Annotated in this window: 22 protein-coding genes and 1 pseudogene; 12 read left to right on the plus strand and 11 right to left on the minus strand. The window is 61.5% G+C overall.

Annotated elements, in window-relative coordinates:
• Nucleotides 1-331 precede the first annotated feature (331 nt).
• Complete coding sequence (locus tag J1G33_RS19615; protein WP_078821555.1) at nt 332-1,840, minus strand: MFS transporter; 1,509 nt, start codon at nt 1,838-1,840, stop codon at nt 332-334.
• A gap of 150 nt (nt 1,841-1,990) precedes the next feature.
• On the opposite strand from J1G33_RS19615, the gene J1G33_RS19620 reads away from it, so the two are divergent.
• Nucleotides 1,991-2,887: a LysR substrate-binding domain-containing protein gene (locus J1G33_RS19620; RefSeq protein WP_078821554.1), complete on the plus strand. Its 897-nt coding sequence runs from the start codon at nt 1,991-1,993 to the stop codon at nt 2,885-2,887.
• Here the strand turns inward: J1G33_RS19620 and dhaL are convergent.
• The 7 genes from dhaL to J1G33_RS19655 form a co-directional block, all read right to left on the minus strand.
• The gene (gene dhaL, locus J1G33_RS19625) at nt 2,844-3,491 is read right to left on the minus strand and encodes a dihydroxyacetone kinase subunit DhaL (protein ID WP_005788858.1); all 648 of its coding nucleotides are present in this window, start codon (nt 3,489-3,491) and stop codon (nt 2,844-2,846) included. The two genes, J1G33_RS19620 and dhaL, sit on opposite strands and share 44 nt — an antisense overlap.
• 2 nt (nt 3,492-3,493) lie before the next feature.
• Complete coding sequence (locus J1G33_RS19630; RefSeq protein WP_032876100.1) at nt 3,494-4,495, minus strand: dihydroxyacetone kinase subunit DhaK; 1,002 nt, start codon at nt 4,493-4,495, stop codon at nt 3,494-3,496.
• Between the two features lie 157 nt (nt 4,496-4,652).
• Nucleotides 4,653-5,768 carry an alcohol dehydrogenase catalytic domain-containing protein gene (locus tag J1G33_RS19635; protein ID WP_032876099.1) on the minus strand — a complete coding sequence of 372 codons (1,116 nt, stop codon included), beginning with the start codon at nt 5,766-5,768 and terminating at the stop codon, nt 4,653-4,655.
• Nucleotides 5,769-5,796: 28 nt separating this feature from the next.
• On the minus strand, nt 5,797-6,552 hold the full coding sequence (locus J1G33_RS19640; protein WP_032876097.1) for an SDR family oxidoreductase: 756 nt from the start codon (nt 6,550-6,552) through the stop codon (nt 5,797-5,799).
• A gap of 153 nt (nt 6,553-6,705) precedes the next feature.
• A complete protein-coding gene (locus J1G33_RS19645; RefSeq protein ID WP_148853687.1) occupies nt 6,706-7,713 on the minus strand; it encodes a substrate-binding domain-containing protein in 1,008 nt (335 codons plus the stop codon).
• 34 nt (nt 7,714-7,747) lie between these two features.
• Complete coding sequence (locus J1G33_RS19650) at nt 7,748-8,725, minus strand: ABC transporter permease (RefSeq protein WP_005788849.1); 978 nt, start codon at nt 8,723-8,725, stop codon at nt 7,748-7,750.
• Nucleotides 8,722-10,209 (minus strand): sugar ABC transporter ATP-binding protein, encoded by a 1,488-nt coding sequence (locus J1G33_RS19655; protein ID WP_223018570.1) that lies wholly within the window; start codon nt 10,207-10,209, stop codon nt 8,722-8,724. Before J1G33_RS19655 ends, J1G33_RS19650 begins: the two co-directional genes overlap by 4 nt.
• 283 nt (nt 10,210-10,492) lie before the next feature.
• On the opposite strand from J1G33_RS19655, the gene rpiB reads away from it, so the two are divergent.
• The 3 genes from rpiB to J1G33_RS19670 all read left to right on the plus strand — a co-directional run bounded on the left by rpiB (nt 10,493) and on the right by J1G33_RS19670 (nt 13,961).
• On the plus strand, nt 10,493-10,954 hold the full coding sequence (gene rpiB, locus J1G33_RS19660; protein WP_032876090.1) for a ribose 5-phosphate isomerase B: 462 nt from the start codon (nt 10,493-10,495) through the stop codon (nt 10,952-10,954).
• A gap of 63 nt (nt 10,955-11,017) precedes the next feature.
• Nucleotides 11,018-11,998 carry a sugar-binding transcriptional regulator gene (locus tag J1G33_RS19665; protein WP_005788844.1) on the plus strand — a complete coding sequence of 327 codons (981 nt, stop codon included), beginning with the start codon at nt 11,018-11,020 and terminating at the stop codon, nt 11,996-11,998.
• Between the two features lie 394 nt (nt 11,999-12,392).
• Nucleotides 12,393-13,961 (plus strand): TerC family protein, encoded by a 1,569-nt coding sequence (locus tag J1G33_RS19670; protein ID WP_223018571.1) that lies wholly within the window; start codon nt 12,393-12,395, stop codon nt 13,959-13,961.
• A gap of 37 nt (nt 13,962-13,998) precedes the next feature.
• Here the strand turns inward: J1G33_RS19670 and J1G33_RS19675 are convergent.
• A pseudogene (locus tag J1G33_RS19675) lies at nt 13,999-14,271 on the minus strand (thioredoxin family protein); the annotation flags it as partial.
• Between the two features lie 325 nt (nt 14,272-14,596).
• Here J1G33_RS19675 and J1G33_RS19680 point away from each other — a divergent pair.
• The 8 genes from J1G33_RS19680 to J1G33_RS19715 all read left to right on the plus strand — a co-directional run bounded on the left by J1G33_RS19680 (nt 14,597) and on the right by J1G33_RS19715 (nt 21,184).
• A complete protein-coding gene (locus J1G33_RS19680; protein ID WP_223018572.1) occupies nt 14,597-15,445 on the plus strand; it encodes a transporter substrate-binding domain-containing protein in 849 nt (282 codons plus the stop codon).
• A 52-nt stretch (nt 15,446-15,497) separates the two neighbouring features.
• Nucleotides 15,498-16,160 (plus strand): amino acid ABC transporter permease, encoded by a 663-nt coding sequence (locus tag J1G33_RS19685; RefSeq protein WP_005788836.1) that lies wholly within the window; start codon nt 15,498-15,500, stop codon nt 16,158-16,160.
• A gap of 12 nt (nt 16,161-16,172) precedes the next feature.
• Nucleotides 16,173-16,835 (plus strand): amino acid ABC transporter permease, encoded by a 663-nt coding sequence (locus J1G33_RS19690; protein WP_032876082.1) that lies wholly within the window; start codon nt 16,173-16,175, stop codon nt 16,833-16,835.
• The gene (locus tag J1G33_RS19695; protein ID WP_103734357.1) at nt 16,832-17,614 is read left to right on the plus strand and encodes an amino acid ABC transporter ATP-binding protein; all 783 of its coding nucleotides are present in this window, start codon (nt 16,832-16,834) and stop codon (nt 17,612-17,614) included. The genes J1G33_RS19690 and J1G33_RS19695 overlap by 4 nt, the downstream gene beginning before the upstream one ends.
• Before the next feature lie 15 nt (nt 17,615-17,629).
• Nucleotides 17,630-18,019, plus strand: coding sequence for a RidA family protein (locus tag J1G33_RS19700; protein ID WP_005788829.1), 390 nt, complete (start codon nt 17,630-17,632; stop codon nt 18,017-18,019).
• Nucleotides 18,020-18,186: 167 nt separating this feature from the next.
• On the plus strand, nt 18,187-18,951 hold the full coding sequence (locus J1G33_RS19705; protein ID WP_032876076.1) for an IclR family transcriptional regulator: 765 nt from the start codon (nt 18,187-18,189) through the stop codon (nt 18,949-18,951).
• A gap of 9 nt (nt 18,952-18,960) precedes the next feature.
• Complete coding sequence (locus J1G33_RS19710) at nt 18,961-20,169, plus strand: amino acid deaminase (RefSeq protein WP_223018573.1); 1,209 nt, start codon at nt 18,961-18,963, stop codon at nt 20,167-20,169.
• Nucleotides 20,170-20,278: 109 nt separating this feature from the next.
• Complete coding sequence (locus tag J1G33_RS19715; RefSeq protein WP_148853688.1) at nt 20,279-21,184, plus strand: sugar kinase; 906 nt, start codon at nt 20,279-20,281, stop codon at nt 21,182-21,184.
• Between the two features lie 109 nt (nt 21,185-21,293).
• Here the strand turns inward: J1G33_RS19715 and J1G33_RS19720 are convergent, their stop codons facing one another.
• Together J1G33_RS19720 and J1G33_RS19725 are read right to left on the minus strand one after the other, a co-directional pair.
• A complete protein-coding gene (locus J1G33_RS19720; RefSeq protein WP_003174397.1) occupies nt 21,294-21,569 on the minus strand; it encodes a peptidylprolyl isomerase in 276 nt (91 codons plus the stop codon).
• Nucleotides 21,570-21,612: 43 nt separating this feature from the next.
• On the minus strand, nt 21,613-24,150 hold the full coding sequence (locus J1G33_RS19725) for a PAS domain-containing protein (protein ID WP_223018574.1): 2,538 nt from the start codon (nt 24,148-24,150) through the stop codon (nt 21,613-21,615).
• Between the last annotated feature and the right edge of the window lie 95 nt (nt 24,151-24,245).

Here is a 24,245-nt window from a genome sequence, read left to right on the forward strand (position 1 = left end):
AAACCACGCTGGCCGGAATTCGACAGGGATTTGGGGGGTAAACCGGCAGGGATGCCGGTTTAGCCGCCCCGCGCCATGGATGGCGCGTGGCGGCGGCCCCCCAAATCCCTGTCGGATTACGGGCACACCGAGCCTAGGCGAGGTGCCGAGTGGTGGGGCAAGAGCGCTTTGGTTACTTTCGCCTGGGCCGGCATTCCGGCTTTTCGAAAGTGACCCGCTGTAAGAGCGGAACCCATGGTGGCCGTTACCTAAATAACGGATATGTACTCGGTCTGATCCAGCATCCCGGTCGGCCCTGAGGCCGCCATCGGGAGCAAGCCCCCTCCCACATTCAGCTGTGTGTGGGTATCGGCTTGCGCATCAGGCTCCCCACCACCAGCGCGCCCAGCAACCCCAATAAACCCGCCACCCACAACACCCCGCTGAACCCACCCACAAACGCCTGCCGCGCCAGCGGTTGCACTGTTACTCGCGCTGCTTCGGGCACCAGGTCCAGCGCCGCGGGCATATCACCGGCTACCACCCGCGAAGCAATACCCGCCACCTGCGCCTGCCACTGCGGGTCGATACTCGCGCTCAGCAACTGTTCGCTGTGGCTGCTCAGCAATGCGCCATACACGCCGATGGCCAACATGATTGCGCTGAAGCGCATGGTGGTGCTCATGCCCGAGGCCATACCTGCGCGATCCCGCGGCACGCAGGCCATGATGTTTTTCTGCGTGTCGCCATTGAGTAACCCCGCGCCTGCACCGGTGACGGCGATCGCCAGGGCAAAGGGCAGATAGCCGCCGGCCTGCACGGCCCACGCGCTCAACAGATTGCCGCAGCCCACCAGGGTCAAGCCACTCGCCATCATGGTCGCCGGTGTGAAGCGTGCCGCCAGACGTACACCGACGCGCGGGCAGATCAGCATGGTCAAGGCAAACGGCAACATGCCCAGGCCCGAGGCAATCGCGGAGAAACCCAGGCCGTTCTGCAGGTAGAACGGCAGCAACGTCATCATCACCTGGGCGCAACCGGCGTAGGCAAACATGCCGAGCAAGGCGCCGATAAAGCGCGGGTGCCGAAACAGCTGCAAGTCCACCATCGATCGCTGCTGCAGGTGCTCGACCAGCACAAACACACCCATCAGCAGCCCACCGCCGAGCAGGCGAGCGTAGGTCAGCGGGCTATCCCAACCGATGCGATTGGCCTCGATCAGCCCCCAGATCAGGCACAGCAAGCTGCCACTGAACGCCAGGCTGCCCCAGGGATCCAGGCGCGCCGATCGGGTGTCGCGGGACTCGGGAATCGCCCGCAGCACCAAGGCCATCAGTACCAGCCCCACCGGCAGATTGAGATAGAAAATCCAGCGCCAGCCCAGGTACTCGGTAATCAAGCCGCCCAGGGTCGGTGCGGCGGTCATCGCCACGCCCATGCAAGCGCCCCAGAACGCCCAGGCCTTGGCGCGTTCTATTTCATCGTGGAAGGTATGCCCGATAGACGCCAGTGCCGAGGTCAGCAGCAGCGCCGCACCCACCCCCTTCACGGCCCGGGCGATGTCCAGCCACAGCGCGGTGGGTGCTGCGCCGCAGCCCAGGGAGGCGAGGATGAAAATACCCAGGCCCCAGACCAGGGTTTTCTTGCGGCCAAAGCGGTCGGCGATACTCCCGGCCGGCAACAACAAGGCGGCGAACGCCAGCATATAAGCGCTGACGACCCACTCGATATCGGCAAAGTTGGCGCCCAGGTCGCGGGCGATGCTCGGCAGCGTGACGGCAACGATGTTGGTATCCAGCACGATCAACGAGCAGACAGCGGAGGCGGTCACCAGCGTCAGGCGTGGACTGACCCGGCTCACAAGCAAATTACCTGGTAGGCAATACGGAAATCTCGGTTGACTTGCATCGCAAGGGCTCTCTAGTGTTCAGGTACTGCGAGCTTATCCCTGGCGAATCACATTTTTGTTAGGCACCAGGAAGTACTTCATTACCTTTGAGCTAATACTGCCATGGAAATCCGCCATTTTCGTTACTTCCTGGCCGTGGCCCGGCAGCGCAATTTCACCCGCGCCGCCGAGCAATTGGGCATTGCGCCGCCGACCCTGAGCCGGCAAATCCAGGACATGGAAACCAGCCTGGGCACGCGCTTGTTTGTCCGCCGGCAGCGCGAAGTCAGCCTCACCGAAGCGGGTGCCGCGCTGCTGAGCGAGGCCGAAGCCGCCGTGCGCCAATTCGAGTTCGCACAGCGCAATGCCCAGCGCGCCGGGCGTGGCGAGATCGGGCATATTGAGTTGGGTTACGTGGCCTCGGCGCTGTACTGCGGGCTGTTGCAGCGCCAGGTACGGGGGTTCAGCCAGGCGTTTGCCGATGTGAACGTGAACCTGCGCGAATGGGCTATGGCTGCGCTACCGGGCGCGGTGGCAGATGGGCGCTGCGATATCGGTTATATCCGTTCGCCGATGACTCTGCCGGACGGCGTGGAGGCGGTGCGCCTGGACAGCGAAGGCTTTGTGCTGGCGCTGGCCCATGATTCCTGGCTGCTGGGGCTTAAGGCAATCACCTGCGAGCACCTGGAAAACGAGACGTTTATCTTGCCGGAACAAATCAGCGGCACCTTGCATGTCGCCGCCCAGGGCGGCTACGCACCGCGCCTCGGCGCGCAGCCGGGCGGGTTGGTGGCGGTGGTGGCCCTGGTGTCGTTGGGGCAGGGGGTTGCGGTAGTGCCGGCATCGATGGTCGGGCATGTGAGCCTGCCGGGCGTGGTGTATCGCAATATCCAGGGCAATGAGGCGTCGTCGTGGTTGTCGTTGATTTACCGGCGTTTTGAAAAAGCGCCGGCGGTGGCGCGGTATATCCAGCAGGTCAAGCAGTCAGTCGCGGCTGCACCGAGTCGGCCAGGCGCGTAAGAATCAGGCAGCACGACACCGCCCCGGCGTCCAGCACCCCGAGAGAGCGCTCGCCCAGGCGACTGGCGCGGCCGATCTTGGCCACCAGGTCCTTGGTCGAATCGCGCCCCTGGGAGGCGGCGGTTTTCATCGCCTCCAACGCATCGTTGAAAGACGCCCCGGATGCATGTGCCTGTTCAAACGCCTCTACTGCAGGAATAAGGGTATCCATCAGGCACTTGTCGCCCACGCCCGCCTCGGTGATGTCCTGCAGTGAGGTCAGGCCGCCGCGCAACAGATGGGCGAAGGTCGCGGCGTCGATGTCTTCACAATTGCGCACTTCGTCGGCCATGCCAATAAACAGGCTGCCATACAGCGGGCCCATGGAGCCGCCGATGCCTTCCATCAGGCTCAGGGTCAGTTCATCCAGGGCTTGGGCCAGGCTCAGTTGGCGGCCTTCGATAGTGCGACCGCAGTGGGCGAAGCCCTTGGCCATGTTGATGCCGTGGTCGCCGTCGCCAATGGCGCCGTCGACCTCGCTGAGGTATTCACGGTTAGCCACGATGACGCTGACCAGGTCGGCAACGATGGCGCTGCCGTCACGGGTGGAAAAGTGCTGGCTCATGTTTACTCCGCCTGGGTCATGCCGATGGAACGGCAGGGTTGGTCGATCAGGGTTTTCAGTTCGGCATCGAGGCCGAGCAGGGTCAGGGTCACACCCATCATTTCCAGGGAGGTGAAGTAGTTGCCGACGTAGCAACGGTGAATCTTCAAGCCCTTGGCCTTGAGTTGTTTTTCCACCTCGGCGTAGAAAATGTACAGCTCCATCACTGGCGTGGCGCCAAGGCCCGAGACCAGCACCACCACACTGTCGTCCTGGCTGAAATCGCGGTCGGCCAGGATCGGCGCAAGCATTCGCTCGGCCATGGCGGCGGCCGGTTCAATCGGGATGACTTCGATGCCCGGTTCGCCATGATGGCCGATGCCCAATTCCATCTGGCCGTCGGGGATCTGGAAGTTCGGCTTGCCCACGGCGGCGATGGTGCAGGGCGTGAGGCCGATACCGATCGAGCGGCAGTGGTCGACGGTCTTCTGCGCGACGCGAATCACCCCGTCGAGGTCGTAATGCTGGGCGGCGGCGGCACCGCCGATCTTCCACATGAAGATTTCCCCGGCCACTCCGCGACGTTTGGCGATATCGGCCTTGGGCGCCGAAGCCACGTCGTCGTTGGCCACCACGGTGCGGATGCGCATGTCTTTGCTGGCGGCCATTTTCATCGCCAGCTTGACGTTCATATTGTCGCCGGCGTAGTTGCCATACAGGCAGGCTACGCCCGCGCCATGGTCGGCGGCGCGGAAGGCGTCGAAAAAGCTCTTGGCGGTGGGCGAGGAGAAAATCTCGCCGACGGCCACGGCGTCTACCAGGCCCGGGCCGACATAGCCGAGGAACGCCGGCTCATGCCCGGAGCCGCCGCCGGTGACGATGCCGACCCGACCCTGACCGGAGGGCCGGGCCTTGACGATGACCCGTGGGTTGGTTTCGTACTGGCGCAGTTCGGGGTGCGCGACCAGGATGCCGCGCAGCATGTCTTCGACCACTTGGTCGGGATCGTTGATGACTCGATTCATAACGCGGGTTCCTGTGTTCTTGTTCTAAGGGGTGACACCCCTCCATTGTGGGAGCTGGCTTGCCTGCGATGGCGGTGTGTCAGTTGGCGAATCTTTATCTGATACACCGCCATCGCAGGCAAGCCAGCTCCCACAGGGTTGTGCGTTGTTGCTGCAATCAGGGTTCGAGGACCACTTTGAGCGATTTATCGCCGCGCTCCATCACCGCAAACGCCTCCTTGAAGTCCGCCAGGGCAAACTTGTGGGTCACCACATCGCGCATGTCGATTTTGCGGTTGCCGATAAAGTCGATGGCTCTCGGGTACATATAGGGCCCCAGGTGCGAGCCGAGGATGTCCAGCTCCTTGCGATCGCCAATGATCGACCAATCGACAGTGGCCTCGTCATTGAACACGCTGAACTCGACGAAGCGCCCCAGCTTGCGCAGCATCGCCAGGCCCTGGTTGACCGCCTTGTGGTGCCCGGTGGCTTCGATGTAGATGTCGCAGCCGTAGCCGTCGGTGATCTCGCGGATTTTGGCCAGCACATCGACCTCGGCCGGGTTCCAGACTTCGTCGGCGCCCATGCGCAGGGCGAGGGCGGCGCGCTCGGGTTTCATGTCCAGCACGATAAGCTTTTTCGGGTTGCGCAATCGCACCGCGCCGATGATGCCCAGGCCCAAAGTGCCGGCGCCTGCGACCACTACGATGTCGTCATGGTCGACGTTGGCGCGCTCCGCCGCGTGCAGCGAGCAGGCCAGCGGCTCGATCAGGATCGCTTCGTCGGGCGCGATGGATTCCGGCACTTTGTGGATGATGCCTTCCTTGGTGAAAATCATGTACTGGGCCATGGCGCCCTGCACATTATTCTGGAAGCCATACAGGTCATGCTTCTGGCACATCCAGTACTGGCCGTGGTTGCAGAAGCGGCAACCCCAGCACGGCACGATCTGTTCGGAAATCACCCGGTCGCCGACCGCCACGCCGCGCTTTTCGGCGCCTGGGCCAAGGGCGACGACACGGCACACGAACTCATGCCCGGGAATCATCGGCGGCTTCACATAGCGCGGTTGCTCGGCATCGCCCCAGAACGACGGCGCGCCGCGATAGGTCTTGATATCGCCCATGCAAATGCCGCACAGCTCGACCTTGGTCAGGATCTCGTCGGGGCCGGGGGTGGGCACGTCGACGGTTTCCAGGCGGTAGTCTTCCGGCCCATGGCAGACCACGGCCTGCATGGTTTTGGGGATGCTCGGGGCAAGTTGTTCGGGTGTGCGTTCGGTGACGGTGGACATGACAAGACCTCACGACATAAAGATGGAATTACTGAATGCTGTAGCCGCCGTCGATCACCATGTTGGCGCCGGTGATCATCTGCGCGGCATCGCTGAGCAGGTATAGCGCCAGCCCGGCGATTTCTTCCGGCTGGGCAAAACGCCCCGCCGGGATCTGCAATTTGGCCCGCTCACCCACGTCGCCGGCCCAGGCTTTTTTGCCCAGGGCGGTTTCGACGATGGTGGGGGAGATGGCATTGACGTTCACCTGCGGCGCCCACTCCATGGCCAATACCTTGGTCATGCCGACGATGGCGGCTTTGCTGGCGCAGTAGGCGACGTGACGGTCCAGGCCAATCACAGCGGCCTGGGACGCCAGGTTGACGATGCGCCCGCTGCCTTGGGCGAGCATATGTCTGGCGCAGGCCTGGGCCACGAAGAAACTCGCCTTGAGGTTGATGTCCAGGGTAGTGTCCCAGGCGCTTTCGCTGACCTCGATGGCTTTGTCCAGCAACACCACGCCTGCGCTGTTGATCAGGTAATCCAGGCGTTGGAAATGTGTGAATACGCGGTCGATGGCGGGTTGTATCTGGCCGGTCTGGCCGAGGTCGACGGCAATGCCCAGGTGCCCGGCACCCAGGCTGGCGGCCACCTCGACCACGGCCGGGTCGCGGTCCAGCAGCGCCACCCTTGCGCCGCGTTCCGCCAGTAAGTTGGCGCAGGCCAGACCAATGCCGGCGGCGCCACCGGTGATGACCGCGCAACGGCCGCTGAGGTCGAAGGCTTGGTTCCAGAAACCAGACATGAATAACTCCCGTTACAGATCAAAAGGTAGAACGCGGTCCAATGTGGGAGCTGGCTTGCCTGCGATTGCATCGACCCGGTCTACCTGATGCACCCAGGTGCCTGCATCGCAGGCAAGCCAGCTCCCACAGTTGACTGTGTTTCCAGCCACTGACTACTTGCCGCCGCTGACTTGCTTGTACAGCGCATCCGCATTGGCATTGGTCACCGGCACCCACGGCAGGATGTAGTTCCTGGCCGTGCCGTCACCCCATTTCACGTCCTTGGCGTAGCGCTCCCAGATCACCGATTGCGGCTTGTAGTCCTCGCCGGCCAGGGCGCGCAGGGCCACGTCCAGTGCGCCTTGGGATTGGGCCTGGGCGTCCTGGAGGAATGTGGTGACTTCGTCTTTTTTCGCCGCCTGGATCGCATCCGGCATACCGTCGATGGAGGTCACGGGCACCTCTTTGGAGGTCAGTCCGTGAGACTTCAGGGCCTGCACAGCGCCGAGGGCCATGTCGTCGTTCTGGGCGATCACGCCGTTGATGCCCTTGGGGTGGGCGTTGAGCCAGTCTTCGGTGAGGGTCATGGCCTGGGCGCGGTCCCAGTTGGCGGTTTTCTTCTCGATGATCTTGATATCAGGGTGTTTGCCCAACACTTCCAGCTCGCCTTTTTCCCGGTCGATCTGCGCCGACTGGCCAATCGGGCCCTGGATGATCACCACGTTGCCCTTGCCGTTGAGCTTGTCGACCATGGCCTGGGCCTGCAGGCGGCCGCCTTCGACGTCGTCGTTCCCCACATACGGCACGCTGGCATCGGCTACTTTCGTATTGGAGGCGATGACCACCACGTCGTTGCTCATGGCCGCCTTGACTGTGCCGACGCCGGCCTTGGTATCAATGGGTACGAACAGAATCGCGTCGTAGCGTTGGGTCACCATATTTTCGATCTGGTTGTTCTGGGTCAGGGCGTCGTAGTTACCGTCGAATACGGTCAACTGCACGGTGCCATCCTTGACGGCCGGATGTTCCTTGAGCTCACGCACCCAGTTCTGCATGAACTGGCCCTTGAGGCCGTAGACGGCTGCGCCGATCTTGTAGGTCTTGCCATCGGCTGCCATGGCGACACTGCTGGCGAGCAGGGAGAGGGCCGCCGCGGCGGCCAGGGTAGTACCCAGTTTCATAAGTCGAACTCCAGTTATTGTTATCGGTCGTTCTTCAGCGTTTTTTCTTGCGCCACACGTCGATCAGTACTGCGAACACGATGATCAGGCCCTTGGCGACCTGCTGGTAATAGGAGGACACGCCGAGCAGGTTCAGGCCGTTGTTGATCACGCCGATCAGCAGCGCCCCGAACAAGGTGCCGACAATGCTACCGGTACCGCCCGACAGGCTGGTGCCGCCGATCACCACCGCGGCAATCGCGTCCAGCTCATAGGAAACCCCAGCCTGGGGCAGGGCAGAGGTGGTACGTGCCGACAACACCACGCCGGCCAATCCGGCGAGCAGGCCCGAAACCACGTACACCGAAAACATCACCTTGCGCACGCCGATGCCGGAGGTGCGTGCGCTTTTTTCATTGCCGCCCACCGCGTACACGTAGCGGCCGTAGGTGGTGTAGCGCAGCACCATCCAGAAGATCAGCGCGACCACGGCAAAGATAATGATCGGCACGCCCACTGGGCCGATCTTGCCGATCCCCAGCGCCAGGTAGGCGTCGGGCAGGTCGGTGATCGGGCTGCCGTCGTTGAGGATAAAGGTCATGCCGCGGGCGATGCTGAGCATACCCAGGGTGGCCACGAACGGCGGGATCGACAGGTTGGCGACCATAAAACCGTTGACCACGCCAAGCATCGCCCCGGCAAACATCCCGGCGCTGACTGCCGCCAACAGGCCATAGCCCTGGGTGGCGACCATCGCGCTGCACAATCCGGCAAAGGCCAGGATCGAACCTACCGACAAGTCGATGCCCTTGGTCAGGATCACATAGGTCATGCCCACGGCGAGGATGCCGTTGATGGAGGTCTGGCGCAGGATGTCCATCCAGTTGCGCCAGGTCATGAAGTATTCGCTGGAAAACGCCATCACCACGCACAGCAGGATAAACACCAGCGGCAGGCCGAAGCGGTCCAGAGACAGGCGCAAGCGGTTGCGTGGCGCGGTGGTGACAGGGGCGGCAAGGGTTTTGGCATTCATGAGGCAAGACTCAACAAGGCTTCCTGGGAAAGGGCAGTGTCGGTGCTGATGGTCACCAGCCGGCCGCCCTTGAATACGGCAATGCGATCACTCAAGTGCAGCAGTTCCGGAGCTTCGGACGACACCACAATGGCGGCGCCGCCGGCCCGTACGAACTGGTCGAGCAGGTGGTAGATCTCCTGCTTGGCGCCTTCATCGATGCCGCGGGTGGGTTCGTCGCAAAGCAGGCACACCGGCTCGGTGGACAGGCATTTGGCGAGCACGACTTTTTGTTGGTTGCCGCCGCTCATGGACGCCACCGGCAGGTCCAGAGAGCTGGTCTTGATCTGCAGGCGCTTGACCATGTCTTCGGCCAGTTGGGCTTCCTTGCGCGCATTGATCAGCGACCAACTCGACAAACGCTTGTAGGCCGACAGCGCGATGTTCGAGAGGATGCTGCCGGTCAGCACCAGGCCACTGTCCTTGCGGTCTTCGGTGACCAGCGACATACCGGCGTTGATGGTGGCCTTGGGCAGTCCGATGGGCATGGGCTTGCCTTGCAGGGTGACGCTGCCGGAATCGGCTACGGTCAGGCCGTAGATGCAGTTGAGAAACTCACTGCGCCCGGAGCCCATCAGCCCGTAAATGCCAAGAATTTCGCCACGGCGCAATTGCAGGCTGATGTCGTGGAACTCGCCGTTGCGGCTCAGGTTGTCGACTTGCAGGCAGGTGTCGGCGGCGCATTCACGGCCGACCTTGTGGTCGATGCGCGTCAGTTCCTGGCCGACAATACCGCGCACCAGGTGGTCGCGGTCGATATCGGCCATGCGCCCGCTTTCCACAAAGGCACCATCGCGAAAGATGCTGTAGTCATCGGCGATCTGCGCCAGTTCGCTCAAGCGATGGGACACATACACGATACCGGCACCCCGTGCAGTGAGGCGGCGAATGGCCTTGAACAGGGTTTCTGCCTCGCGCTCGCCGATGGCCGAGGTGGGCTCGTCCATGATCATCACCTGGCAGTCATGGCTGAACGCCTTGGCGATCTCCACCAGTTGAATCTGCGCCACGCTCAGGCGGTGCATGGGGCTGGTGGCGTCGACGTCGAACTCCAGGCTTTCCAGCAGCTCGCGGGTGCGGCGATTCAGGGCCTTGCTGTCGACGATGCAACCGGCGCGGCGCGGTTCGCGGCCCAGCCAGATGTTTTCGGCGACGGTCATGTAGGGGATGGGTTCGAGCTCCTGGGTGATCATCGCGATCCCCGAGGCCAAGGCTTCACTGGGGCGGTTGAACTGCACCGGTGCACCGTTGAGCGCAATGGTGCCGGCGTCACGCTGGGTAATGCCCATCAGGATGCTCAGGAAGGTCGACTTGCCGGCACCGTTGCCGCCGCACAGGGCGTGGACGCTGCCGGCGCGTAGAGAGAGGCGTCCGTCACGCAGGGCTGGCACCCCGGCGTAAGCCTTGGCGACGTGTTCAGCCTGGAGCAGTAATGGCGTGGCCATCGGCGTGTCCTCGTGCTGTGAATTCTTATTAGGTCGCACAGTCATGTTTCGCTGTGATCATATGTGTATCAAATGAAATTCTGATCAGTCAATCTCTTTCATTAAAAAGCGTTGATTCTCATCTGTAGTGGCTTTAATGGCTGTTTATCCCGCTTTGACTGGAAGGTCAGTTAAATCGCGCTTGACATGAGGGGCATAATGATCGCGAAATGACTGAGCGAAATTTCATTGAGTGATCATATGATCAGTCTTAATCTAGATCAGGGCAGCGGAGCCAGACGCCATGAACACACCTTTTCCGGTGGCTATCGGATGCGATGAAGCGGGTTTTGAGCTTAAAGAGCTGTTGAAGCGCCATATCGAGGCGCTGGGTTACCCGGTCACTGACTTCGGTACCCATTCCATCGCGCCGGTGCTCTATCCGGACATCGCGCTGGCCGTGGCCAACGCTATCAGCGCCGGGCAGCAGCGCCTCGGTGTGCTGGTGTGCGGCACCGGCATCGGCATGGCCATCTCGGCCAACAAGGTGTTGGGTATCCGCGCGGCTCAGGCCCATGACACCTATTCGGCGGAGCGGGCGCGCAAGAGCAACGATGCGCAGATTCTGTCCATCGGTGCGCGGGTGATCGGCGCCGAACTGGCCAAGAGCATTGTCACGGCGTTCCTGGCCTCGGAGTTCGAGGTGGCGCGTTCCGGGGCCAAGGTCGAGCGCATCAACGCAATCGAGCGCGATGGGCATCAGTAGTGGACGGCACAGGGCAAGAGTCGGGAGAATGCGCCTTTGACGCCGAAACGGAAGCCCGTCCCCATGAGTGACAGTACCCAGCGCATGGCCAGCGATATCGATCAAATGACCGAAGTGGCGATGCTCTATTACCTTGAGAACGTCACTCAGGAAGCCATTGCCAAGCGCTTTGACCTGTCGCGGGCCAAAGTCAGCCGCCTGCTCAAGCGTGCGCGAGATGAAGGCATTGTCGAGGTGCGCGTGTTGCAGCACCCGGCGATGAACAACGAACTGGAGCGCGCGTTGGTGGAGCGCTTCAAGCTCGACCGCGCCTTGATCGCCGTTGACCATAGCGACCCCGACACCCAGCGCTCGGCAGTCGCCAGCCTGGTCGCCAACTACCTGAACAAAACCTTGGGCGATGGCATGATCGTCGCCGTGGGCATGGGCCGTAACGTCGGCGCGGTGGCCGATAACGTGTTCCTGCCGGTGACGCGCAACTGCACGTTCGTATGTGCTATCGGTGGTTCGCTCAAGGCCGGCGAGTACATGAACCCCGACCATATCTGCCGGCGCCTTGCCCTGCGCTTTGGCGGCGAGAGCGAAAGCCTGTACGCCCCGGCGCTGGTGGCCAACCCGGAACTGCGTGGTGTGTTGATCAATAACGACACGGTACGCTCCACCCTCGACCGCGCCCGGCGTGCCGACATTGCCCTGATCGGCATTGGTGATATGAGCGAAAACAGCAACATGGTGCGCATGGGCTGGTTCTCGCCCCAGGAAATCGCCCAGGCGCGGTTGTCCGGCACGGTGGGCGATATGATGGGCTATGACTTTATCGATATTCACGGCCAGCCGGCGGTCAACGCCATTCAAGGCCGAGTGATCGGGTTGACGGTGCAGGAGCTGTTCCGCATCCCGGATGTGGTGGCGATTGCCAGTGAAAACACCAAGGCCGCGGCGACGCTGGGGGCGTTGCGGTCGGGGGTGATCAATACGCTGGCGACGACCGTCACCAATGCCCACACCATCCTGGCGCTGGATGATGCCACCCGAAAGTCTTGATACCACACCGTTCCAAATGTGGAATGGGGGGCTTGTGTGGGAGGGGGCTTGCTCCCGATAGCGGTGTGTCAGCCAGCTTATATATTGACTGACACACCGCCATCGGGAGCAAGCCCCCTCCCACATTGGTTTTGCATCGGCTGGAAGACAGGTTTTGTAATAGTTTTGCTATGTGGGAATTGTGTATTTGGGTTGTAGGATTCAAGTCCTTTTGTTATTTCAGGACTTGCATGAACACCCTCTCGGAGCCTCCCAGTCGTCTTTCTCCAAGACACTTACTGTCGCTGTTCCCCCTGAAGCACCCCGTATTCCGACTGCTAACCTTGTCCCGGTCCACTGACCGCGCATTGCCGTGTTCGGCATTCTGAAAACTTTGAATACAGAGACTCTATAAATGGAATGGTTAGCGGATCCAACGGCCTGGCTGGGCCTGGCGACCTTGATTGTGCTGGAACTGGTGCTGGGTATCGACAACCTGGTGTTTATCGCGATCCTGGCAGACAAGTTGCCGCCGGAGCAGCGTGACCGTGCACGCTTGATCGGTTTGTCCCTGGCGTTGCTGATGCGTCTGGGCCTGTTGGCGAGTATTTCCTGGTTGGTGACCCTCACCCAGCCGTTGTTCGAGGTGTTCGACAAGAGCTTTTCCGGCCGTGACCTGATCATGCTGTTCGGTGGTGTGTTCCTGTTGTTCAAGGCCACCATGGAGCTGCACGAACGCCTGGAAGGCCACGTGGCCCAGCACAAGGGCAATGTGGCTTATGCGATGTTCTGGCCGATCGTGGCGCAGATCGTGGTGCTCGACGCAGTGTTCTCCCTCGATGCGGTGATTACCGCAGTGGGCATGGTCGATGAGCTGGCGGTGATGATGATCGCGGTGATCGTGTCCATCGGTTTGATGATCGTGGCGAGCAAGCCGCTGACCCGTTTCGTCAACGCCCACCCTACGGTGATCATGCTGTGCCTGGGCTTCTTGATGATGATCGGTTTCGCCCTGACCGCCGAAGGCTTGGGCTTCCATATTCCCAAGGGCTACCTGTACGCGGCCATTGGTTTCTCGATTCTGATCGAGGTGTTCAACCAGATTGCCCGCTCGCGTCGCAAGAAATCGGCACAAGGTGTGCTGCCGGTGCGTGAGCGTACGGCCCATGCAGTGATGCGTTTATTGGGTGGCCGCAGCCTGGCGCTGGAAGAGGTGGGTGAAGAGGTCGCTGACTTGCTGGGCGAGCCGGATACTGCACAGGGCCCGCTGTTTGATCGACGTGAGCGGGTGATGATCAGCGGTGTGCTGCAACTGGCCGAACGGCCGATTCGTACCCTGATGACACCACGGGCCAAGGTTGACTGCATCGACCTGGCGGACGATCCCGACACGATCCGCCTGAAGCTGATGCATTCGTCCTACTCGCGTTTGCCGCTGATCCGCAACGGTGCGGTGGATGAACCCTTGGGCTTTGTGCACAAGAAGGAACTGCTCAAGGAGTACCTGGCCGGTAACGAGCCGAACCTGGAGCACCTGGCGCGCCGGGCGATCAACCTGCTGGAGAGCTTTTCGATCCTCAATGCCCTGGAGCAGATGCGCCAGGAGTCCACCCACATCGCCTTCGTGATCAACGAATTCGGGGACTTCATGGGCGTGTTGAGCATGACCGATATTCTGGAATCCATCGCCGGTGAATTGCCCGATGCCAGCGAAATCGAAGGGCCCGACATCGTCGAGCAGAACGAAGGCTTTCGTGCCAACGGTGCCTTGAACCTCAATCTGGTGCGTCAGCGCACGGGCTTCAAGGCTGCGGCGACCGAGGATTATCAAACCCTGGCGGGGTTGGTGATGAGCCTGCTCGACCGTTTGCCGGTGGTGGGCGATAGCCTGGAACATGAGGGTTGGCGTTTGACGGTAGCTGAAGTGGAGGAGCGTCGAGTGACGCAAGTGCACTTGCGCCCTTGCTCAGGTCATAACGGTTGAAGATGTCTGTTACGCACTGCTCTTGCTCTTCAAGTGGGCCGAAGCCCTTGAGTTTTTCTACCACGATTCCCTCCTGGTAGATCAGTAGCGTCGGGGTGCCTGTCACATCAGGGTGCCTCGGCGTATGGGCGCAATCGAGTACCAAACTGACTAGCCAGGGATGCTTCCAAGCGGCCTGTTCGAATAAGGAGCCTGCTTGCGCACAGGCAGGGCAGTGCTCGGAAACAAACAGAATGAACACCGGGCGCGGGGTGTTCAGTACCCGATTGAACTCTTTGGCGCTGGAAATTCTGCGCGTGGCGACTCCCATGTCGATCCCCTTCCGGCTGTGTTGGTTTTTGCCAACGCTAAGCCGGTGGGGTACCACCGTCTACTGTCAACCTTCACAGGTGTGCGTCGATCCGAGGCGGTCAGTATGGGGGCGCAGTAACACCGTTGTGGGGCGTTGCGTAGCAACACCCGATGCTGGCGGCGCAAAGCCGTTAAGCGCTTCAATACCTATCTTACTGAACCCTAAAGAGTTTCCCGACCGCATATTTTTCCTCCCGTGGCTGTGGCACACTTTCTGCTGTCTATTCCGTTGTTACATACCAAGTTCCGGTATAACGGAATACACAACCCCTGGAGTGCTTGTCATGCATCACCGACCTTCCGTATTCAAAGCGTGTGTTTTTCTTGTTGCCGCATCGGCTTCCTTCACAAGCATGGTGCAGGCGGCGGACAGCAAGCTGGATGATGTGCTCAAGCGCGGGCATCTGGTCGTGGGTACAGGCAGTACCAATGCGCCGTGGCACTTCCAGGGAGCGGATGGCAAATTGCAGGGGTTTGATATCGACATCGCCCGCATGGTGGCCAAGGGTTTGTTCAATGACCCGAGCAAGGTCGAGTTTGTGGTGCAGTCATCCGATGCGCGCATTCCCAACCTGCTGACGGACAAGGTCGACATGAGCTGCCAGTTCATCACCGTCACCGCCAGCCGTGCGCAGCAGGTGGCTTTTACTTTGCCGTACTACCGCGAAGGTGTCGGCCTGCTGTTGCCCAACAACAGCAAGTACAAGGAAATCGAAGACCTTCAAGCCGCAGGCGATGACGTGACCGTGGCCGTGCTGCAAAACGTGTACGCCGAAGAGCTGGTGCACCAGGCACTGCCCAAAGCCAAGGTCGACCAGTACGACAGTGTCGACCTGATGTACCAGGCCGTGAACTCCGGTCGCGCCGACGCGGCTGCCACCGATCAGTCCTCGGTCAAATACCTGATGGTGCAGAACCCCGGTCGCTACCGCAGCCCCACTTACGCCTGGACCCCGCAAACCTACGCGTGTGCGGTCAAGCGTGGCGACCAGGATTGGCTGAACTTCGTCAACACCGCGCTGCATGAAGCCATGACCGGTGTGGAGTTTCCCACCTACAAGGCTTCTTTCAAGCAGTGGTTCGGCGTTGACCTGCCAGAACCGGCCATCGGTTTTCCCGTGGAATTCAAATGATCCGGAACAGCCGGGGCGTGCTTGAGCACGCCTCACTCAGGTATTGCCGACCATGAACTATCAGTTGAATTTTGCCGCCGTCTGGCGTGATTTCGACACCTTGCTGGCGGGGCTCGGCCTGGGCCTGCAGTTGGCTCTGCTGTCGATTGCCATCGGCTGCGTGATCGGCCTGCTGATGGCGTTCGCCATGCTGTCCCGGCACCGCGCGTTGCGCATCCTCGCTTCGGTGTACGTGACGGTGGTGCGCAATACGCCGATCCTGGTGTTGATCCTGTTGATCTATTTCGCCTTGCCGTCCTTGGGGATTCGCCTGGACAAAATCCCTTCGTTCATCGTCACCCTGTCGCTGTACGCCGGTGCCTACCTGACCGAAGTATTCCGCGCCGGGTTGTTGAATATTCCCAAGGGCTTGCGTGAAGCCGGGTTGGCGATCGGCCTTGGCGAATGGCGGATTCGTGCCTATATCACCGTGCCGGTGATGCTGCGCAACGTGCTGCCGGCGCTGTCGAACAACTTTATCTCGCTGTTCAAGGACACGTCCCTGGCCGCCGCGATCGCGGTGCCGGAGCTGACCTATTACGCCCGCAAGATCAACGTTGAAAGCTACCGGGTGATTGAAACCTGGCTGGTTACGACCGCGCTCTATGTGGCTGCCTGTTACCTGATTGCCATGCTGCTCCGTTACCTGGAGCAGCGTCTGGCGATCCGTCGTTAAGGAAGGGTTTGCATGTACGAATCCCCCAGTTGGCTGCATGAATTGTGGATCGCCCGCGAGACCCTGTGGGCCGGCTTCCAGGCCAGTGTGTCGGTCTCGGCACTGGCGATTATCTTCGGCACCCTGATCGGTATCGTCGCCGGGTTGATCCTGACCTACGGCAAGTTCTGGATGCGTGCACCGTTTCGTCTGTACGTCGATCTGATCCGAGGCACCCCGGTGTTCGTGCTGGTGTTGGCGTGTTTCTACATGCTCCCGGCCCTGGGCTGGAAAATCAGTGCATTCCAGGCCGGTGCGGTCGGGTTGACCCTGTTCTGTGGCTCCCACGTGTCGGAAATCGTGCGCGGTGCACTGCAAGCCATTCCCCGTGGGCAACTGGAAGCGGGCAAGGCCATTGGCCTGACGTTTTACCAGTCGTTGGGCTATGTGTTGTTGCCCCAGGCCCTGCGTCAGATCCTGCCGACCTGGGTCAATTCCTCTACCGAAATCGTCAAGGCGTCCACTTTGCTGTCGGTGATCGGCGTGGCCGAATTGCTGCTCAGCACCCAGCAGGTGATCGCCCGCACCTTCATGACCCTGGAGTTCTACCTGTTCGCCGGTTTCATGTTCTTTGTCATCAACTACGCCATCGAATTATTCGGGCGCTACATTGAAAAGCGGGTGGCTTTGCCATGAACCAAGCTCAAACCAAACCAGCGCTGCTGGACATTCGTGGCCTGCGTAAACAGTACGGCCAGGTGGAAGTGCTCAAGGGTGTCGATCTGTCGATGCAGCGCGGCAATGTGGTGACGTTGATCGGCTCCAGCGGCTCGGGCAAGACCACCTTGCTGCGTTGCGTGAACTTGCTTGAGGAGTTCCAGGGCGGGCAGATCACCCTGGACGGCGAGTCCATTGGCTACAGCGAGGTCGGCGGCAAGCGCGTACGGCACCCGGAGCGGGTGATTGCCCAGCACCGCGCCATGACCGGCATGGCGTTCCAGCAATTCAACCTGTTCCCGCATCTGACCGCGCTGCAAAACGTCACCCTTGGCTTGCTCAAGGTCAAGAAGATGGGCAAGGATGAAGCCGTGGCCCTGGCCGAAAAGTGGCTGGACCGCGTCGGCCTGCTGGAGCGGCGCAACCACTTTCCCGGCCAATTGTCTGGTGGTCAGCAACAGCGCGTGGCGATTGCCCGCGCCATTGCCATGAACCCCAGTCTGATGCTGTTCGACGAGGTCACATCGGCCCTCGATCCGGAGCTGGTAGGCGAAGTGCTCAGCGTGATCAAGGGGCTGGCGGAGGAGGGCATGACCATGTTGCTGGTCACCCACGAAATGCGCTTTGCCTATGAAGTTTCCGACCAGATCGTCTTCATGAACCAGGGCCGCATTGAAGAGCAGGGCACTGCGAAGGACATCTTCGAGCGGCCGCAGTCGCCGCGACTGGCGGAATTTTTAAAGAACATTCGTTTTTAACAAGGAGCAACTTTTATGAGCATTACTCGTTACGGTACCGGCAGCACCGCAGGTGGCGGCCAGCCACGCCCGTTCGCACGTGCGGTGGAGGCCGATGGCTGGCTGTATGTGTCGGGCCAGGTGCCGGCGGTGGATGGCGAAATCATCAGTGGCGGCATCGTCGAGCAAACCCGGCAGACCATGCGCAACGTGGTGGCGATCCTCGAAGAAGCCGGCTATGAGCTCAAGGATGTTGTGCGCGTGGGCGTGTGGCTGGAAGATCCACGGGACTTCTGGAGTTTCAACAAGGTCTTCGGCGAATACTTCACCCCCGAGCACGCCCCGGCGCGGGCTTGTGTGCAGGCCAATATGATGGTTGATTGCAAGGTTGAGATCGACTGCGTGGCCTACAAGAAAAAGGGCTGAATGCCCCCACTCTTGAGATCACTGAAGATCAATGTGGGAGCTGGCTTGCCTGCGATGACGTAGTGCCAGATAACACCTTTGTCACTGACCCACCGTCATCGCGGGCAAGCCCGCTCCCACAGGGGATCACCGTGCAGCAAACACCTTTGACCGGACCCATCACTGCCATGACCGAAGACACCATCAAACGCCGCGCCAAAGGCCTGGACCGTGCGTTCGATATCCTTGATTTTCTCAAGGAGATCGGCCAACCCCTGCGCCCGAATGACATTGCCAGCGGCATCGGCAGCCCCAAGTCCACGGTCTACGAATTGGTCGCGTCGCTGCTGGAGCGGCGCATTCTGGAAACCGTGGGCAAGGACGGTCACGTGTATCTGGGGCGCCAGTTGTATTTCCTCGGCCAGGCGCACCTGCGGCACTTCGACCTGACCCGCGAGGCCGATCACGCCCTGCAGGAAATCGTCAGCCAGACCCACGAAACCGCGCAGATGTGCCTGCTCAACGGGCGCAAGTACACGGTGGCGCTGATGCGCGAAGGCCAGCGGCATTTCCGTATTTCTTCGGATATCGGTGAAAACGCGCCGATCCCGTGGACCGCTTCCGGGCGTTTGTTGCTGGGGCATTTGAGCGACCAGCAGATCATCGAGCTGATCGACCCCGACGATTTCATCCTGCCGGACGGCCTGCGCCTGCCGCTCGATACCTTCCTGGCGCAGATCCGCCAGGCCACCGTCGATGGGTTCTTTTCCTTCGACAGTGTGGCCGACACCTTCACCCATTGCTTCGCCGCCCCGGTGCGGGACGCCCAGGGCATCAGCATTGCGACCCTGTGCATCGTTGCCCCGCGAGCCGATGCCAGCAAGCACTACCACGACTATCGCCGGGTGCTGATCGACAGCGCCAACAGCCTGGCCCGGCGCATCAACGAATAGGAGTTTTCCATGTCTGCCCTCAATGCCGTTGAAAAAGGTGCCGCCGCCGTCGGTGCCCATTTGGTCCGCGATGTCAGCCTGCCGGCGCTGGTGCTGCACCGTGACGCCCTGGAGCACAATATTCGCTGGATGCAGGACTTTGTCAGCCACAGCGGCGCCGAGCTGGCGCCCCACGGCAAGACCAGCATGATGCCTGCGCTGTTCGAGCGCCAGATCACCGCCGGTGCCTGGGGGATCACCCTGGCCAACGCCGTACAAACCCGCGCCGCCTATGCCGGTGGCGTGCGTCGTGTGCTGATGGCCAACCAATTGGTGGGTGCGCCGAACATGGCGCTGATCGCCGACCTGCTGGCCGATCAGGATTTCGACTTTCATTGCATGGTTGATCACCCGGACAACGTCGCGGATCTGGGCCTGTTCTTCGCCGCGCGCGGCCTGCGTCTGAACGTGATGATCGAATACGGCGTGGTCGGCGGCCGGTGTGGCTGTCGCAGCGAGCAGGAAGTGCGTGAACTGGCCCGGGCAATCAAGGCCCAACCGGCATTGGCGTTGACCGGCATCGAAGGCTACGAAGGGGTGATCCACGGCGAGCACGCCATCAGCGGCATCCGTGACTTCGCTGCCAGCCTGGTGCGCCTGGCGATGGACCTGCAAGACAGCGGCCTGTTCGACCTGCCCAAACCTATCATCACGGCGTCGGGCTCGGCCTGGTACGACCTGATCGCCGAGTCGTTCGAGGCGCAGAACGCTGCCGGTCGTTTCCTCAGTGTGTTGCGCCCAGGCAGCTACGTGGCCCACGACCATGGCATCTACAAAGACGCGCAATGCTGCGTGCTCGACCGACGCAGCGACCTCAACGAGGGCCTGCGCCCGGCGATGGAAGTCTGGGCGCACGTGCAGTCGCTGCCGGAGCCGGGGTTTGCGGTGGTTGCCCTGGGTAAGCGTGACGTGGCCTATGACGCCGGCTTGCCGGTGCCGCTCAAGCGCTACAAGGCCGGGATCGTCCCGGCGCACGGTGATGATGTGAGCGCGTGCAAGGTCACCGCGGTGATGGACCAACATGCGTTCATGACCGTAGCGCCGGGGGTTGAGTTGCGCATTGGCGACATCATTTCGTTTGGCACGTCCCATCCCTGCCTGACCTTCGACAAATGGCAGGTGGGTTGCCTGGTGGATGAGCAGTTGCAGGTGGTCGAGTCGCTGCGTACCTGTTTCTAGACCGAGTCGCACCTATCGGGGGCAAGCCCCCTCCCACAGGGGAATGCATTCCAAATGTGGGAGGGGGCTTGCCCCCGATGAGGCCATCAGCCCCACCGAGACAGCAGCCATGACCACCCAACCCCGCATCGCCCTTATCGGCGAATGCATGATCGAACTGCAACACCGCGCCGATGGCAGCCTGCACCAGAGCTTCGGCGGCGACACCCTGAACACGGCGGTGTACCTGCGCCGTGAGCTGGGCGAGTGCGCCAGTGTCGACTACGTCACCGCCTTGGGCGATGACAGTTTCAGCGACGCCATGTGCCAGCAGTGGCAAACCGAGGGCCTTGGCCTGGGCATGGTCCAGCGCCTGCCCGGGCGTCTGCCGGGTTTGTACTGCATCCAGACCGACGCCAATGGCGAGCGCAAGTTTCTCTACTGGCGCAACGAAGCGGCCGTGCGTGACTGCTTCACCACGCCTGCGGCCGAGCCGATCCTGGCAGTGTTACCGGATTATGACGTGGTGTATTTCAGCGGCATTACCCTGGCGGTGCTGGGCGAGGTTGGGCGCGAGCGCTTGCTGGACACCCTGGTCGAAACCCGCCGCCGAGGTGGCAAGGTGGTGTTCGATAACAATTACCGGCCACGGCTATGGGCCGATGTGCAAGCGGCCCGTGCGGCTTATCGCAAGGTGTTGGCCGAAGTGGATATAGCCTTGTTGACCGAGGATGACGAGCACGCGTTGTTTGGCTATGAGGACAGCGAGCAGGTGTTTGCGGCCTATCCATCGATTGCAGAAGTGGTGCTCAAGCGTGGCGCGGATGCGTGTTTGATTCGCTGTGCGGGAGAGCGTTTTGCGGTGCCGGCGTTGAAGGTGGAAAAGGTGGTGGACACTACGGCGGCGGGAGATTCGTTCAGTGCGGCGTATCTGGCCGGGCGGCTCAAAGGTGGCTCGCCGCAAGAGGCTGCATTGGCGGGGCATCGGCTGGCGAGTCGGGTGATTCAGCTGCCGGGGGCGCTGATACCGAGGTGAATGGCCGCCTGCGGCGGATCGCGGGCAAGCCCGGCTCCCACATTTTGCCGGGTGTACACCGTTAAATGTGGGAGCTGGCTTGCCTGCGATAGCGTCTGGAGCCAAGTGCTCAATCCCGGTAAAACACCTGCACCAGGTGATAGCCAAACTTGCTCTTGATCGGCCCGTGCACCACCTTCACCGGCTTCTTGAAGATCACCGCATCAATCGCGCCCACCATCTGCCCGGGCCGCACTTCGCCCAGATCGCCGCCACGCTTGCCCGACGGGCAGGTGGAGTACTTCTTGGCCAGCACGTCAAAGGCTTCGCCCTTGGCAATGCGCTGCTTGAGTTGTTCGGCTTCTTCGCTGGTTTTCACCAGGATATGACGGGCTTGGGCTTTCATTGATCTCTACCAGGTGTGCGACGGCGCGCGATTATGCCTGAACTCAGGCCTCGCCGCCGATCATGCTGCGGATTTTGGTGGCCAGCAGGTCGATCGAAAAGGGCTTGGCGACCATGTCCATGCCGTCTTCCAAAAAGCCCTGGCGCTCAGCGGCTTTCTCGGCATAACCGGTCATGAACAACACCCGCAGGCAGGGGCGATGCTGGCGCGCGATTTCCGCCAGTTGCCGGCCGTTCATGCCTGGCAGGCCGACGTCGGTCACCAGCAAATCCACGCGCAAATCCGACTCCAGCAGCGGCAGCGCGGCACGGGCGTCGGCCGCCTGGTGCGCGGTATAGCCCAGTTCATCGAGGACGTTGATCACCAACATGCGCACCGCCGGGTCGTCCTCGACCACCACCACGGCTTCACCGGCCAGGGCCACCGGGGCTTCGGTGAGGCTGACGGGCAGGTCGCTTTCCAGTGCGGTGCCGTACAGGCGCGGTAGGTACAGGCGCACGCAGGTGCCCTGGCCCGGTTCGCTCTGGATCGTTACATGGCCGCCGGACTGCTGGGCAAAGCCGTAAATCATCGACAGCCCGAGGCCGGTGCCTTGGCCGATAGGCTTTGTGGTGAAGAACGGGTCGAATGCCTTGGCGAGGATTTTCGGCGCCATGCCGCTGCCGTTGTCGCTCACGCCGAGCATTACGTAGTCGCCGGCCTTGACCGGCTCCAGGGTGGTGATGTCGGTGCCGTCCAGGTAGCTGTTGGCGGTTTCGATCAGCAACTCGCCGCCGTCGGGCATGGCGTCGCGGGCGTTGATCACCAGGTTGAGCAGGGCGTTTTCCAATTGGCTGGCGTCGGTGTTCACCGGCCAGATGTCCTTGCCCAGTTGCACCTTGAGCGCGATATGCGCGCCCTTGGTGCGCTGGAACAGATCTTCCAGGGATGCCACCAGCTGGTTGGGGTCGATGGGGCGGCGGTCCAGCGACTGGCGCCGCGAAAACGCCAGCAGGCGGTGGGTAAGGGCGGCGGCGCGATGGGCCGAGGATACGGCGGCATCGGCAAAGCGGCCAATCTCATCGCTGCGCCCGGCGGCAATATAGCGCTGCATCAGGTCCAGGCTGCCGATGATGCCGGTGAGCATATTGTTGAAGTCATGGGCGATACCGCCGGTGAGCTGGCCCACCGCTTCCATCTTCTGCGCATGGCGCAGGGCGTCTTCGGCGCGTTCACGCTCGAACATCTCGTTCTGCAGGCGCTGGTTGGCCTCGGCCAGCGCCTGGGTACGCTGGGCCACACGCTCTTCGAGGTTCTCGTTGAGATGGCGCAGGGCTTCCTCGGTGAGTTTGCGTTCGGTCTCGTCGATGACAAAAATGTAGAAGCCATTCACCGAACCGTCATTGCTGAAGCGCGGCAGGTATTTCATCAACGCGTGGCGCGGGCGGCCGTCGCGATGGGGCGTGAGGGTCATGAAGCTGCACGCCTTGCCGTTCAGGGCCGCTTCGATCTTGTCTATTCGTCCGGCATACACCTCATCACCGAGCACTTCGCGGATGGTCTTGCCGTACAGCTCCTGGGGCGTCTTGCCGTACCAGTCGAGGTAGGCGCTGTTGTTCAGGCGAAAGCGCTGCTCATGGTCCACGTAGCCGATCAACACCGGCATGGCGTTGATGATCAGTTGCAGCTCGGTCTGGCTCTGGCGCAGCGCCTGTTCGGTGTGCTTGCGCTCGGTGAGGTCCAGCGCGGCGCCGAGGAAGCGTGCGGGTCGGCCTTGTTGGTCCTTGTAGCAGCGGCCACGGGCAAACACCCAGCGCACCTGGCCGTCGGCTTGCAGCAGGCGGTACTCCTCGGCGTATTCAGTGCCGAAGGTGATGCAATGCTTGATGCTGCGCGTGACCATGCCACGGTCTTCGGGATGCACACCGAGAAGATAGGCGCTGATGGGCAGCAGGCCGGCGTCACTCGGGTCGACACCGTGCAGGTAGGCGAAATGTGCATCGGCGATAAAGTGATCTTCACCGATGTCCCAGTCCCAGGTGCCCACGGCATCGGTCGCCGCCAGTGCCAGTTGCAGGCGCTGCTCGGTGTTGTGCTGGGCCTTGAGGCTCGCTTCGGAACGCTGCTGCAGTTCCAGGGTTTTGCTGCGCCGTTCATTGGTTTCGATGGCGGTGACCAGGATGCCTGCCACCTGGCCACTTTCGTCGCGCACCGGGCTGTAGGTCAGGTCGAGCCAGATTTCGGTGTCGCGACATTCGCGTTGCAAGACAAAACGCTGCTCGCTGAAGGTGCGCACCTGGCCGCCGAGCACCGCGTCGTACACCGGCGCAGCGAAGCTTTGCAGCTCCGGCCAGGTCTGGTGCGCAGGTTGGCCCAGGGCGCCGGGGTGCTTGTTGCCCACCAGTTGGGCGAAGCCATCGTTATAAAGTTGTATGAGTTGCGGGCCCCACAGCAGCACCATCGGCATCGGCGAATGCACGACGATATCGACGGCGGTGCGCAGGCTCTGCGGCCAATCAGTGGCCTCACCGAGGGGGCTTTGCGCCCAGTCCAGCCGCTTGATCAATGCAGCGGCTTCGCTACCGGTGGATGTTCCATTCATGAAAAAAAGCCCTGAGCACGACGCTTTGAAAAATAACCACATCCATTGTCCCAAGGATCATCAATGGATGACTACCCCGGAAAAATAGCACGCAT

This window comes from Pseudomonas sp. P867, assembly GCF_019891455.1.
Classification (GTDB): domain Bacteria; phylum Pseudomonadota; class Gammaproteobacteria; order Pseudomonadales; family Pseudomonadaceae; genus Aquipseudomonas; species Aquipseudomonas synxantha_A.